Origin of the sequence: Saccharibacillus sp. WB 17 (assembly GCF_008634075.2) — a bacterium.
GTDB lineage: Bacteria > Bacillota > Bacilli > Paenibacillales > Paenibacillaceae > Saccharibacillus > Saccharibacillus brassicae.
In genome coordinates, this window is record NZ_VPFK02000044.1 from 26,592 (window position 1) to 39,366 (window position 12,775).

The 12,775-nt window shown below is 57.9% G+C and carries 10 protein-coding genes; all 10 read right to left on the bottom strand.

Annotation, left to right across the window (positions count from 1 at the left end; translation table 11 throughout):
* Positions 1-43: 43 nt before the first annotated feature.
* The 10 genes from FTE24_RS19805 to dinG all read right to left on the bottom strand — a co-directional run bounded on the left by FTE24_RS19805 (position 44) and on the right by dinG (position 12,573).
* On the bottom strand, positions 44-724 hold the full coding sequence (locus tag FTE24_RS19805) for a DnaD domain-containing protein (RefSeq protein ID WP_337190070.1): 681 nt from the start codon (positions 722-724) through the stop codon (positions 44-46).
* Positions 725-781: 57 nt separating this feature from the next.
* Positions 782-2,077, bottom strand: coding sequence for an asparagine--tRNA ligase (asnS, locus tag FTE24_RS19810; protein ID WP_141445862.1), 1,296 nt, complete (start codon positions 2,075-2,077; stop codon positions 782-784).
* Positions 2,078-2,100: 23 nt separating this feature from the next.
* A complete protein-coding gene (locus tag FTE24_RS19815) occupies positions 2,101-3,309 on the bottom strand; it encodes an acetate/propionate family kinase (protein ID WP_150229643.1) in 1,209 nt (402 codons plus the stop codon).
* Positions 3,306-4,178, bottom strand: coding sequence for a 3-hydroxyacyl-CoA dehydrogenase family protein (locus FTE24_RS19820; RefSeq protein WP_141445864.1), 873 nt, complete (start codon positions 4,176-4,178; stop codon positions 3,306-3,308). Before FTE24_RS19820 ends, FTE24_RS19815 begins: the two co-directional genes overlap by 4 nt.
* A gap of 433 nt (positions 4,179-4,611) precedes the next feature.
* Positions 4,612-6,114 carry an AAA family ATPase gene (locus FTE24_RS19825; protein ID WP_150229645.1) on the bottom strand — a complete coding sequence of 501 codons (1,503 nt, stop codon included), beginning with the start codon at positions 6,112-6,114 and terminating at the stop codon, positions 4,612-4,614.
* Complete coding sequence (locus FTE24_RS19830) at positions 6,107-6,652, bottom strand: heavy-metal-associated domain-containing protein (RefSeq protein ID WP_150229647.1); 546 nt, start codon at positions 6,650-6,652, stop codon at positions 6,107-6,109. Before FTE24_RS19830 ends, FTE24_RS19825 begins: the two co-directional genes overlap by 8 nt.
* A 537-nt stretch (positions 6,653-7,189) precedes the next feature.
* Positions 7,190-7,708 carry a DUF5590 domain-containing protein gene (locus tag FTE24_RS19835; RefSeq protein WP_150229649.1) on the bottom strand — a complete coding sequence of 173 codons (519 nt, stop codon included), beginning with the start codon at positions 7,706-7,708 and terminating at the stop codon, positions 7,190-7,192.
* 25 nt (positions 7,709-7,733) lie between these two features.
* Positions 7,734-9,044: an amidohydrolase gene (locus FTE24_RS19840; protein WP_150229651.1), complete on the bottom strand. Its 1,311-nt coding sequence runs from the start codon at positions 9,042-9,044 to the stop codon at positions 7,734-7,736.
* Positions 9,007-9,684 (bottom strand): redox-sensing transcriptional repressor Rex, encoded by a 678-nt coding sequence (locus FTE24_RS19845; protein ID WP_150229652.1) that lies wholly within the window; start codon positions 9,682-9,684, stop codon positions 9,007-9,009. The genes FTE24_RS19840 and FTE24_RS19845 overlap by 38 nt, the downstream gene beginning before the upstream one ends.
* Positions 9,685-9,708: 24 nt before the next feature.
* Positions 9,709-12,573 (bottom strand): ATP-dependent DNA helicase DinG, encoded by a 2,865-nt coding sequence (gene dinG, locus FTE24_RS19850; protein WP_150229654.1) that lies wholly within the window; start codon positions 12,571-12,573, stop codon positions 9,709-9,711.
* Positions 12,574-12,775: the final 202 nt, after the last annotated feature.

Consider the following 12,775-nt stretch of genomic DNA (forward strand, 5'->3'; position numbering starts at 1 on the left):
CCCGGTGTTTCCCTCTCTCTCGCTAACGCTCGAAAATCGGGAATCACCTTTGCCCTCTAAATTTCTGGGAATAGGCACGGACGTCTTCGGGCGTACGAACACGGTTCCGGCTCCACTCGAGCAGGATACGGTCGATATACCGGAAATGAAGTTTGCCCGCGAACACGGCTTCTTTCAAAGCCAGCAGGATCAACTCTTCCGGGTAGCTGTCCTGGTCGATCCAGATCGAGATCGTCTCGCATTCCATCGGGGACAGAGGGCGGGCGAATTCCTGTTCGAAAATGCGGAACAGGTTATCGACCAGCTCGACTTCCTCTTCGGGAACGGCCGGGCGTTCGGCGCGGCGCTGGCTGCGCCGCTCCTCGGCCAGGCAGCCGGCGAGACGTTCGTACAGGCCGGCCAGGTTGTAGCGCTCGTAGCGGATGCCGGACGGTGTATCCTCGTCTTCGTGGATCGCGAGGAAGCCGTCCTTGATCAGCCGCTGGAGCCGCGCGGCCAGTTCGCCCGGTTCAAGGCCGGTGCGGTCGCGCAGCTCTTCGAGCGTCGGAAAATCGTTCAATTCGGCCTGACGGAAAGCGATAAGCTGAATCAGCAGCATCGTCTCCTCCAGGGTAAGGTCCATCTTGCGGTAAAAACGCAGCAGGGCATGGGGAAGATGAACCTGCGGCGATTCCATCGCATAGGAGACTCCCATGGCCCAAGTCTTCCAGGCTTCGTCATTCACCCGCTTGTTCCTCCTTCCGCCTGCCTGATCGGCTCTTCGCAGCATGCGTAAATCGCCTTACGGATAGAGGCGGTACAGCATGCGCGGGAACGGAATCGTCTCCCGGACGTGATCGAGTCCGCAGATCCAGGCCACGGTACGCTCCAGACCCAGGCCGAAGCCGGAGTGCGGAACGGAACCGTATTTGCGCAGGTCCATATACCATTGGTACGCGTCGGACGACAGCTCATGCTGGGCAAAACGCTCTTCCATCAGCTTCGGATCGTCGATCCGCTGCGAACCCCCGATGATCTCGCCGTAGCCTTCCGGTGCGATCATGTCGGCGCACAGCACGACTTCCGGGCGGTTCGGATCGGGCTTCATGTAGAACGCTTTGATCTCCGCCGGATAATGCGTGATGAAGACCGGTTTGTCGTAGTGATTGGCGATCGCCGTCTCGTGCGGCGCTCCGAAATCTTCGCCCCACGGTACGTCGAAGCCGTTGTTGTTCAGGAATTCGATCGCTTCGTCGTACGTGATGCGCGGGAACGAGCCCGTGACTTGTTCCAGCTTGCTCACGTCGCGCTCCAGCGTTTCCAGTTCCGCTTTGCAGTTGTCCAGAACGGACTGCACGACGTGGCTGACGAACTGTTCTTGGACTTCCAGGCTTTCTTCCAGTTCCACGAACGCCATCTCCGGCTCGATCATCCAGAACTCGATCAGGTGGCGGCGCGTTTTGGATTTTTCGGCGCGGAACGTCGGGCCGAACGAGTAGACTTTGCCGAGCGCCATAGCGGCCGCTTCCATGTACAGCTGCCCGCTCTGGGTCAGGTACGCGTCTTCGTCAAAATATTTGATATGGAACAGCTCGGTCGTGCCTTCGGCCGAAGACGGCGTCAGGATCGGAGGGTCCATCAGCGTGAAGCCTCTCGTATCGAAAAATTCCCGGATCGCACGCACGATCTGTGCGCGCACGACCATGACCGCGCGCTGCTTCGTCGAACGCAGCCACAGATGGCGGTGATCCATCAGGAAATCGACTCCGTGCTCTTTGGGTGTGATCGGATAGTCTTCGGTCAGGTGCAGCACTTCGATACCCGTTACGGTCATCTCGTAGCCGGATTTGCTGCGCGGTTCTTCGCGGACGATCCCCGTCACGTAGAGCGAGCTTTCCTGCGTCAAGCTTTTGGCATCGTTCCAGATTTCTTCCGAAACTTCGCTTTTGACGACGACGCCCTGGATATACCCGGTGCCGTCGCGAAGCTGAAGAAACTGGATTTTGCCGCTCGAGCGTTTGTTGTTGACCCAGCAGCCGATTTTGACGGTCTCGCCGACATGGCTGCTGACGCCGCGAATGTCTGTTTTGGTGGACATGCGAGTCATTCCTCTCCTGTAGGTTAAGCTTGGCTTTCTTCCACGATGCGGTACGTATCGCGGGCGATCACAAGTTCTTCGTTCGTCGGCACGACGAGCACTTCCACTTTGGAATTTGGTGTGGAGATGCGGCGCGCGTCGCCGGAACGGATCTTGTTCAGTTCTTCGTCGATCTCGATGCCGAGGTACGACAGGTTGTCACAGACCGCTTTGCGCACGATCGCGGAATTTTCGCCGACGCCGGCCGTGAACACCAGCACGTCCACGCCGTTCATCGCGGCCGCGTACGAACCGATATACTTGCGCAGGCGATATTCGTACATTTCAAAAGCAAGCTTCGCGTTCGGTTCGCCTTTTTCCCAGCCGTCCGTAATGTCGCGCATATCGCTGCTGATTCCGGAAATCGCCAGCAGACCGCTGTGCTTGTTGAGCATCGAATTCATTTCACCTACGGTCAGTTCTTCCTTGTTCATGACGTAAGGCACGATCGCCGGATCAAGGTCGCCCGAACGCGTACCCATCATCAGGCCTTCGAGCGGAGTCATGCCCATCGAAGTATCGACGGATACGCCGCCCTGAATCGCTGTCAGGCTGCCGCCGTTGCCGATATGCGCCGTGATGATCTTGATGTCTTCGATTGGCTTGCCCAGGAACTCGGCTGCCGCGAGGCTGACGTAATAATGCGACGTGCCGTGGAAACCGTAGCGGCGCACTTTGTACTTGCTGTACAGGACACGCGGAATAGCGTACAGATACGATCTTTCCGGCATCGTCTGGTGGAACGCCGTGTCGAACACGACAACCTGCGGCACGCCGGGCATGTTGACTTCGCAAGCTTCGATGCCCATGACGGCAGCCGGATTGTGCAGCGGAGCCAGGTCGATCAGGGCACGAATATTTTTCTTCGCTTCCTTGTCCACGAGTGCGGATTCATTGAAGAATTCGCCGCCGTGCACGACGCGGTGACCGACCGCATTGATCTCGTCGACGCTTGCGAGCACGCCGTGCGTTTTGTCGGTCAGCTTGTCGATGACTTTGCGGATTGCCGTGTTATGTTCGAGAATCTCGCTCACTTCCACGACTTCTTCCTTATCGGCCGGCTTGTGGGTCAGAATGGACGAGTCCATCCCGATCCGCTCGACCAGACCTTTGGCCAAAACGGATTCGTCGGTCATGTCGTACAACTGATATTTAAGCGAGGAACTCCCCGAGTTGATTACGAGAACTTTCACAGTTTGTCACCGTCCTTGTCGTACTTGAAAAATCCTTCGCCGGTCTTCGTGCCGAGTTGTCCCGCGCGCACCATCTTTTTGAGAATGAATGCCGGACGGTACTTGATGTCCCCGTATTCGCGGAACATGCCTTCGAGCGCCGCGAGTACCGAATCCAGACCGAACCGGTCGCACATTTCGAGCGGTCCGCGGTTGAACTGGTAGCCGATACGCATCGCATCGTCGATATCCTGGGCCGAAGCCACGCCTTCTTCAAGCACGTGCAGCGCTTCGTTGATCAGCGTGCAGATCAGGCGGGTGCTGACAAAGCCCGGAGACTCGTAGACCATGATGCCTTTTTTGTCGAGCGTTTCTTCCACAAAATATTTCGCCGCGTCGACGACATCGTCGGACGTCTTCAGCCCGCGGATCAGTTCCACGAGGTTGATCGAAGCGACCGGATAGATGAAGTGCATGCCGATCACGCGCTCCGGGTGCATCGTGGAGCTGCCGATTTCGGTAAGGCTCAGCGCGGACGTGTTGCTCGCAAGCGTAATATGGCTCGCGCACACTTGGTCCAGCTGGGCGAATACCGCTTTTTTCGCTTCCAGGTCTTCGGAGATCGTCTCGATGACGAGATCGCACGAACCGAGTTCCGCAAAATGCGTCACTTTCGCGATTCTGGACAAGGTCAGCTTTTTCTCTGCGGGGGTAATGCCCCATTTCTCCAGCTTCTTGTCCAGACTGCTTTCGATCATGCTGTACGCATGTTCAAGCTTTTCGTTGTTTTTCTCGACCAGCAGCACGTCGAGGCCGCGGGAAGCGAGCATCTCCGCGATGCCTTGTCCCATAACCCCGCCGCCCACGACGCCTATTTTTTTGAAATTCATCTCTAGTATTCATCCTTTCTGGTCTCTCTTGCAAGATTGTCCACTCCTACAGCCGACATGAGCGTCTTGCATTCCCAACATCTAATCATATCTTAGCATACCCGAAATGTAAAAAAGAAATTGCAAACCAAAAATATTCGAGTCTGCCGGAGAAGGACACACAGTTTTATCATACCTCCTTTCGACAAGGAAGTGTTCCGTCACTTGCGGATATTTTGTGAGCACCGCGTATCCATTCCTCCAACAGGTCCGCGCCGGGGCTCCGGTAGAGTCCCCCGCCCCTCCCGCTTCCAACCCGGGAACGTTCACGCGGACCGACAGTCGCGCAAAAAAAGCTCCCGAAACCTTCGCCTGCAGGCAAAAGTTTTCGGAAGCTTCTCGTCAAGCAGGGAAACGGATCTTGGAGCTTAGGCCTGAGGCTTCGGCTTGAGGCTTACGCCGGCAGCTGTACCAATTCGCGGAACTGCGCCCGGAACTGATCGCCGGACAGCACTTCTTCGCGCATAAGGATATCGAGCGAACCTTCGAACACCTGACGGTAACGGTCGAGTTCGCCGCGGGTCGAGTCTGTCAAAGCGCGCAAAATTTTGTCGTTATGCTTCATCAATTCTTCCTGCGTCAGCATCTTGAGACTGACGATGCCGAGATCGGTCAGGCCCGAGACGATCATGTTCTCGACGAGGTTGAGCGCCTGCTCGAAATCGCCGCGGGAGCCGGTGCTGCGGCCTCCGTAATACAGCTCTTCCGCCGCGGAACCGGCGAGGGCGATCATGATCTGCTCTTCGAGGAACTGCTTCGTGTACAGATATTGTTCTTTTTGCGGATTATGGCGAACGTAGCCGAGCGCTTGTCCGCGCGGGCTGAGCGCCACCTGGCTTACGCTGCCCGGACGCAGCACTTCGGCCATGATCGCATGCCCGAGTTCGTGAATCGCGACGCGGCGCTTTTCTTCGGCGCTCGTCTCGCGGTCCGTCTTCTCGCCGAGCATGACTTTGTCGATCGCGCGGGACAGATGCTGCTGCCCGATCATGGCCGCTTTTTCGCGCATCGCGTAGATCGCGGCTTCGTTCATGACGCTTTCGAGCTGGGCGCCCGAGAACCCGTACGCTTCTTCGGCGATCCGGTCAAGATCCGCTTCCGGCGATACCGGACGGCTTGTCGCATGCAGTTCGAGAATATGCTTGCGGCCTTTTTTGTCCGGCAGGTCCACCTGGATATGGCGGTCGAACCGTCCCGGGCGCAGCAGCGCGCTGTCGAGCATTTCTTTGCGGTTGGTCGCGGCGATAACGAGAATCCGCGGTTCTTCGTTGTTATAGATGCCGTCCATCTCGGTCAGCAGCTGGTTCAGCGTCTGGTCGTACTCGCGCTGCTGGCCGCCTTCGCGCTTGCCGCCGATCACGTCGATTTCGTCGATAAAAATGATCGCGCTCTGCTTTTTCTCCTGGGCTGCGCGGGTCCGCGCATCCTTGAACAGATCGCGGACCCGGCCCGCGCCGACGCCAACGTACATCTCGACGAAGTCGCTGCCCGAAGCGGCGACGAACACGGAATCGGTATAATGGGCGGCCGCTTTGGCCATGAGCGTCTTGCCGGTTCCCGGAGGACCCGTCAGCAGAATGCCTTTGAGCGGACGAATGCCAAGCTTCTTGATCTCTTCGTGCTTAATAAGAAAATCGAGCGCTTCGCGCAGCTCCTGCTTGGAGTTGTCCTGCCCGCCGATCTGCTCGAACGTGAACTTTTCCGGCTTTTGCTTTTTGCGTTTGCGATCCTGGGCCGCGCCCACCGCAAGTCCGCCCTTCATTTGCAGGACGGCGAAAATGCCGACGCCGACCAGCGCCAGCACGGCGAACGGCATCATGTTGACTCCGATAAAACCGAGGAAAAGAACGAGCGCCGCCGCGAAACCGATCAGTATTTCCGTTATTCCTCTAGGCATTCGTTTGTCCCCCAATTCCTGGCGCCGCATGCAGCGGCAAAATGATGTACTTGTTGGCCTGTTCGTCCGAAGCGGAGCTTAAAGCTACGTAAATATAATGTTCGTCCATATCGCTTGAGATCGTATAGCCGTTATTTTCGGTTTGAATTTCGGACAGCGTGTCCGTAATGAGCGTGTACCGTTTGTTGGCCATCGCTTCGGCGACCGAGAAGGAAGCTTCTCTCCACAGCGCTTCGATATCCGGCGTGGAATGGTCGGCGATATCGAATACGACCGAACGGCTTTTGAGCAGTTCGCCTTCTTCTTTGCGAAGTTGGGCGACCATGCCGCGAAGATCGACATTCGATTCCAGATCGAGTTTCAACACGGCACGGTTTTGGGTAATGTCCACTTGGGCGCTCGTAACGCCGGGGTAATTCTGCAGCATTTTTGCGATAGGACGTTCGATTGCGGTCTGGCGATACAGAAACCAGCCGCCGAGCAGGACGATCAGCGACAAAGCCGCTGTAAGGGCGATAGGCAGAATACGGATTTTCAATGGGCATTTCTCCTCTTCATGCTGTGTTTGAAATTCAGACCCGAGTATGACATCCATCATCGATACGGCGCCGTTTTGAGCATTTTCGCAAAATGCTTTTTGGCGCACGCAAAACCGTCAAACCATCAACGATCGTTTCCTTCTGTAATCCAAATTTACCCCTTCGTTAAACATAAGTATATCACACCGTTTTCCCATTTTCTAATTCGCACGGCTCTTGGCAGGTGCTTGCTTGGCACGGTTTTGACCGCCAAAACGTCAATTTTCCGCCTGGTTCTTCCTAGAAGCGTGCAAAAACGCGCAGCATTTATAGCCCTATAAAAAACCTTTCCCCGTCCGGGAAGAGGCTTTTTCGTCGTCGAGCCGACTCCGGCTCATCCGGCTCATTCTGCGCGAAATAGGCGACGTATGCGTCGTACCCGACTTATCCGACCTTTTCCGACGTATCCGAGGAACGCCGAAAAAACCCGACTCTCCATTTCGGAGAATCGGGTTTTTCTATACGCTATGCGCCGGAAGATTGCCGAACACTTCGGCTTACCAATCCGGCAGATCGAACGCTTCTCCGACGGCGCTGCCGTCTTTGAGACTGTAGAAGCGGTAGTAATGCGTATCTTGCTGTTCGTAGAACACCTGCCAGACGTATTGGTTGCCGTACACGCCCGGAAGCATCCGGATCAGTTTGGCGTCCGGAAGCTCCGCTTCGGCCCGATCCCACATGTCTTCCCGGGTGATCGTTCCGGCGACCGGCATCGAGCGAAACGCGTTCTCGCCCGATGCCGGAGTGCCTTCCGGCGTATATTTCAGCCAGACATACTGCTCCTCGCCGGACGCCGTCGTTCCTTGAACGACCCAGAAGATCGAATTTTCGCCCCAGACCCATTTGTCGGCCCGTTCGATTTCCGTCAGCTGTCCCTGCGTACGCGCCGAAGCGATCGCCGCGTTGCGTTCGTCCGTTCTGCCCTGCATCGAGAGCATATAGTACAAATACGCTCCCGCCAGCAAAATCAGCACGACGAGCAGGGTCAGCAAAATGACTTTCGTGCGCTTGCTCACGTTGTGTATCCTCCCGGTGTCCGGCTTAGCGGGCCAACAGCCCTTCGAAAGCCGACTGGGCCTCGAACCGGATTTTCTCTTCGTCCAGCGTCAGGCACTCGCGGTTCTTGACGATCTGGATGCCGTCTACCCATACATGCCGCACGTCCTGACCGGCCGCCGAATACACGGCATGCGACACGTAATCGGTGCGCGGCAGGAAATGGGCCTGCTCGATATCGAGCGCGACGAAGTCCGCTTTCATGCCGGCTTCGAGCGTGCCCAGATTGTCGAGGTACAGCGACTGCGCGCCATGCAGCGTCGCCATGCGCAGCGCTTCGGCTGCCGGCACGGCGGTCGGATCGCCCGACACGCCTTTGTGGATCAGCGCGGCCAGACGCATCTCTTCGAACATGTCGAGATTGTTGTTGCTGGCTGCGCCGTCTGTGCCGAGCGACACGACGACGCCCGCTTTGAGCAGCTGCGGCACTTTCGCCACGCCGCTCGCAAGCTTCAGGTTGCTGCCCGGATTGTGCGAGACGGCTATCCGGTTGGCCGCAAGCATCGCGATCTCTTCGTCCGTCAAATGGACGGCATGCGCCACCATCGACGGGCGGGAGAAGAAGCCGAGCTTCTCCAGATGCGCGACCGGACGCAGCCCGTATTCGCGTACGTTCTGCTCCACTTCCGCCGCCGTTTCCGACATATGCGTATGCAGCGGCAGATCCAGATCGTGCGCCGCCTGTACGAAACGCTCGATAAAAGCGGGCGGGCACGTATAAGGCGCGTGCGGCGACATCATGACCGTGATGCGTCCATCCGCCTGGCCATGCCAGTTTTTGGCGAACGAGATCGCGTCATTCAGCTTGTCGTCTTGTTCCTGCTGCGAGCACAGCCCGATCACGCCGCGCGTCAGCGACGCCCGCATGCCGGATTGGACGACCGCTTCGGCCACGCGGTCCATATGGTCGTACATGTCGAGGAACGTCGTCGTGCCGCTTTTGAGCATCTCGACGATCGACAGCGAACTGCCCCAGTACACGTCGTCCGACGTGAACTTGGCTTCCATCGGCCACATTTTGGTCTGCAGCCATTCCTGCAGCACCATATCGTCGCCGTATCCGCGCAGCAGCGACATGGCCGTATGGCCGTGGCTGTTGACGAGACCCGGCATAAACAGCAGTCCTTTGCCGTCGATCGACGGCAGATCGCGCGCGTCTTCCGGTTCTTCGGTTCCGATATAGGCGATGGTGTCTCCGTCGACGATCATGCAGCCGCGGACGACCCCTTCCCGTTCGCCGGTGGCGAATACGCCGTTTCTAACGATCCACTTGTTCGGATGGTTTGTCGTTGTCATGGGTTTCGGTTTCCTTTCCGTTATCGAGGTAGTAAGCCAGGCTGAGCAGGTCGGTCGTAAAATCGGCCGCATGGATCCGCACATCGGCCGGCACTTTGAGCACGGTCGGCGCAAAATTCAAAATCGCTTCGACGCCGGCTTCGACCAGCTGGTCGGCGACGCGCTGCGCTTCGGAATCGGGCACGGTGATGATGCCGACGCGAATGTTTTTCTCCTGCACGGTCGGCTTCAGTTGTTCGATCGGCTGAACGGTCAGCTTGTTGATCTGCGTGCCGACCTTCGGCGCGTACGAGTCGAACACGGCGACGATCTTCATGCTTTCCTTGAGGTACATATTATAGTTGGACAGCGCATGTCCCAGATTGCCGGCGCCGATCAGGGCCACGTTGATCGGACGGTCCAGCTTGAGGATATGGCGAATTTTCTCGATCAGGTACGAGACGTCGTAGCCGATGCCTTTTCGGCCGAAATCGCCGAAATACGCAAGGTCTTTCCGGATTTGGGCCGGATTGAGATCCAGTTTCTGCCCGAGTTCCTGCGACGACACCGTCATCACTTCGCGTTTGTGCAGTTCGGTCAGGTGACGCAGGTAAACGGGAAGTCTACGAACGACGGCTTCCGAAATTTTTTCCGCTTTCATTCCATGTCCCTCCCAGGGGAAAAGTTAATCCGACTTCTCTTCCGGTTCCAGCCATTCGGCGACTCTCGGCACGATTTGGTCGAGCGCCATATGCTCCATTTTGGGACCCGGAAGCGAGTATAAAAAGTATTTGCCGTAATACGATTCGATCACGCGCGTATCGTAGACGATCACGATGCCGCGGTCGCGGCGCGTACGCACCAGGCGGCCGAACCCCTGCTTGAAGCGGATAACGGCCTGCGGCACGGACAGCTTCATGAACGGGTTGAGGTTCTGGCGCTTGAGCAGTTCGCTTTTGGCTTCCAGCAGCGGATGGCTCGGAGGCTGGAACGGCAGCCGCACGATAGCGAGGCACGTCAGCGCGTCGCCGGGAATATCGACCCCTTCCCAGAAACTGCTCGTGCCGAGCAGCACCGTTTTCGCGTTCTCCTGAAACCGCCGGGTGAGGCGGCTTCGGCTTCCGCTGTCGACGCCCTGCCCAATCAGCGAAATGCCGGAAGCGCCGAGCAGTTCCTTGAGCGGATCGTACACCTGGCGCAGCATCCGGTACGACGTGAACAGCACGAGCATGCGTCCCTGCGTCGCTTCCGCCGTGCGCGCCAGCGAATCGGTCAGCGCGGCGAGGAACGAAGCGTCGGCCATCTGCCCTTTGACGCTCGGGAAATCGCGCGGGACGATCAGCAGCGCCTGCTCCCGGTAATTGAACGGCGACGGCAGCACTTCCGTCAACAGCCTTTTTTGCACAGCCGCTTCCCGCAGACCCAGCTGATCGATCATGTAGTCGAACTTTTTGTCCACGGCGAGCGTGGCCGAAGTGAGAACGACGCTTTTCTTTTTATCAAAAAAGTGCTGCTGCAGCTGGGCGCTGACGTCGATCGGCACCGCGTACATTTGCAGCGACTTGCTTTTGAACTGCGAGCTGCCTTCGAGCCAGTAGACCGTGCTTCCGTCGTCGAGCCGCATGAAGAACCGCAGCGATTCGCGCGCTTCGGACAGGTCTTTGAACAGACCCGAAATATCGGTCGCCAGACCTTCGGCCGTGTAGTCGCCGCTGTCTTCCTTGACGGAAGCCGCCATGCGTTCCCCGCGGCGGATCGCTTCGCCGAGCCCGACGTAGATCTGGTCTTCCAGCGTCGAGAGCGTATCCCAGCCTTTCGGATATTCGCCCGCCGTCAGGCGCAGCGTATGCTGGCCGGCTTCCGGCGCCGACACGTCCACCCGGTCGGGCAGCAGCGTGTACAGCAGCTCCGTCAGTTTGTCCCAGCTTTCTTTGGCGTCGATCAACTCGGGAATGACTTCGTCGATCGCGCGGTTCCATTCATTCTTCTTCTCGTGCCCGATCTTGCCAAGCAGTTGGCGCAGGGCGGGCAGCTGCCCGTTCTTGCCGTCCTTGTACAAGCGGGTCATCGCATGCACGAACGAGAAATATTTCAGGTGCAGCCCGAGATGCTTGCCGGCCACGTCTTCGAGGTGATGCGCTTCGTCGATAACGAGACGCTCGTAGGCAGGCAGCAGCTGGTCGTCCGCCTTGACGTCGGAGAACAGCTTGGAATGATTCGTCACGACGACGTCGGCCATGGACGCTTCATGCTTGGCCCGGTAATAATAACAGCTGCGGAACCAGGGACAGGCGCGGCCCAGACAGGAATCCGTCTCGCTCGCGATCGTGTCCCAAAAATCCTGGCCGCGGCCGATACCGAGATTCAGTTCTTCGTCGTCCCCGCTCTGCGTGCGGGTCAGCCAGACGAGCAGCTGCGCCGCCGTCAGGACGTCGTCCGCGGGATGCGTGAATTCGCGCCGGTCGATCTTCTGTTCAAGCTTGCGCATGCACAGATAATGCTGGCGTCCCTTGAACACCGAAGCGCGGAATTCGAACGGCACGACGCGGTTCAGCAGCGGAACGTCGCGTTCGCGCAGCTGTTCCTGCAAGTTGATCGTATGCGTGCTGATCATCACTTTGCGGTCTTTTTTTACGCTCTCGTAAATGGCCGGAATGAGGTAGCCGAGCGATTTGCCCGTCCCCGTTCCCGCCTCGATCAGCAGATGCTTGTCGCTTCCGAACGCTTCCTGCACTTTTTCGAACATGATGTTCTGCGATTCGCGTTCTTCGTAACCCGGCAGCTCGGCGCGCAGATTGTTTTGCACCTGTTCCAGAAAATCGCCGAACGGCACATCTTCGAGCGGATTGCCGTCGCGGATCTCGCGGGCGGGCGGCACTTCGGCCCACTCCCCCGTTTTGAGCGCGAACTGGCGGTAGAATTTGAATTCGCCGCTTTCCTGAAGAGGTTCCATCTCTTTCTCCTCGACCAGCGTTTGGAAAAACCAGCCCAAATCGCTATCGCCTGCCAGCAGTTCGGCGATCCGCTGCAGCGTAACCAAAGGCAGCGAACGGGCCTCTTCCAGACATTGCAAAAAAACGTGCGCCGTTGCCAACGCATCGCTATCCGCCTGATGCGGCCGTTCGTGGGGCACGCCGAACTGCGAAGACACCGCGCCGAGCTGGTAGCTCGTAATCGAAGGGTACAAAATGCGCAGCAGGTCGATCGTGTCCAGAATCCGGCCGGTAAACGGCAGATATCCGGTCTGGTCGAGCGCACGCTGCAAAAAGCCGAAGTCGAACGCCACGTTATGTCCGACGAGGACGGCGTCGCCGAGCAGCGGAATCATCCCGATGATCGCTTCGTCCAGCACCGGCGCTTCGCCGAGCTGTTCTTCGCGGATTCCCGTCAGTTCGGACACGAACGACGGAAGCGGGACGCCGGGGTTAACCAGCGATTGGTACGTATCCACGATCCGCAGATCGTGGTCGATGACGCTCAGCCCGATCTGGATGATGGCATCCGATGCCTGAGTGCCCGTCGTTTCAAAGTCCAGCACGGCAAATTTCATGGAGTCGATAAATCCTTTCCGTCGTATTTCTCTATCAGCATAACAGACAAACTGCAGTTTGGGAAACTCTTCACCACCGATCCGGGCCCAAAAAAAGCGAGGCTTCCGCGCCGCGTCCCGCGGCGGAAAGCATCTCGCTGCTCGTTCGAATAGGGTCTGTTCCCCGCTTGTAAAAAACGGGAAAACGGTTGGGCGCGGCATC

Excerpts from the sequence above, each read along its gene's own strand:
- asnS (WP_141445862.1), bottom strand. The coding sequence starts at position 2,077 with ATGTCCACCAAAACAGACATTCGCGGCGTCAGCAGCCATGTCGGCGAG.
- FTE24_RS19820 (WP_141445864.1), bottom strand. The coding sequence starts at position 4,178 with ATGAATTTCAAAAAAATAGGCGTCGTGGGCGGCGGGGTTATGGGACAA.
- FTE24_RS19825 (WP_150229645.1), bottom strand. The coding sequence starts at position 6,114 with ATGCCTAGAGGAATAACGGAAATACTGATCGGTTTCGCGGCGGCGCTC.
- FTE24_RS19840 (WP_150229651.1), bottom strand. The coding sequence starts at position 9,044 with ATGACAACGACAAACCATCCGAACAAGTGGATCGTTAGAAACGGCGTA.
- FTE24_RS19845 (WP_150229652.1), bottom strand. The coding sequence starts at position 9,684 with ATGAAAGCGGAAAAAATTTCGGAAGCCGTCGTTCGTAGACTTCCCGTT.
- dinG (WP_150229654.1), bottom strand. The coding sequence starts at position 12,573 with ATGAAATTTGCCGTGCTGGACTTTGAAACGACGGGCACTCAGGCATCG.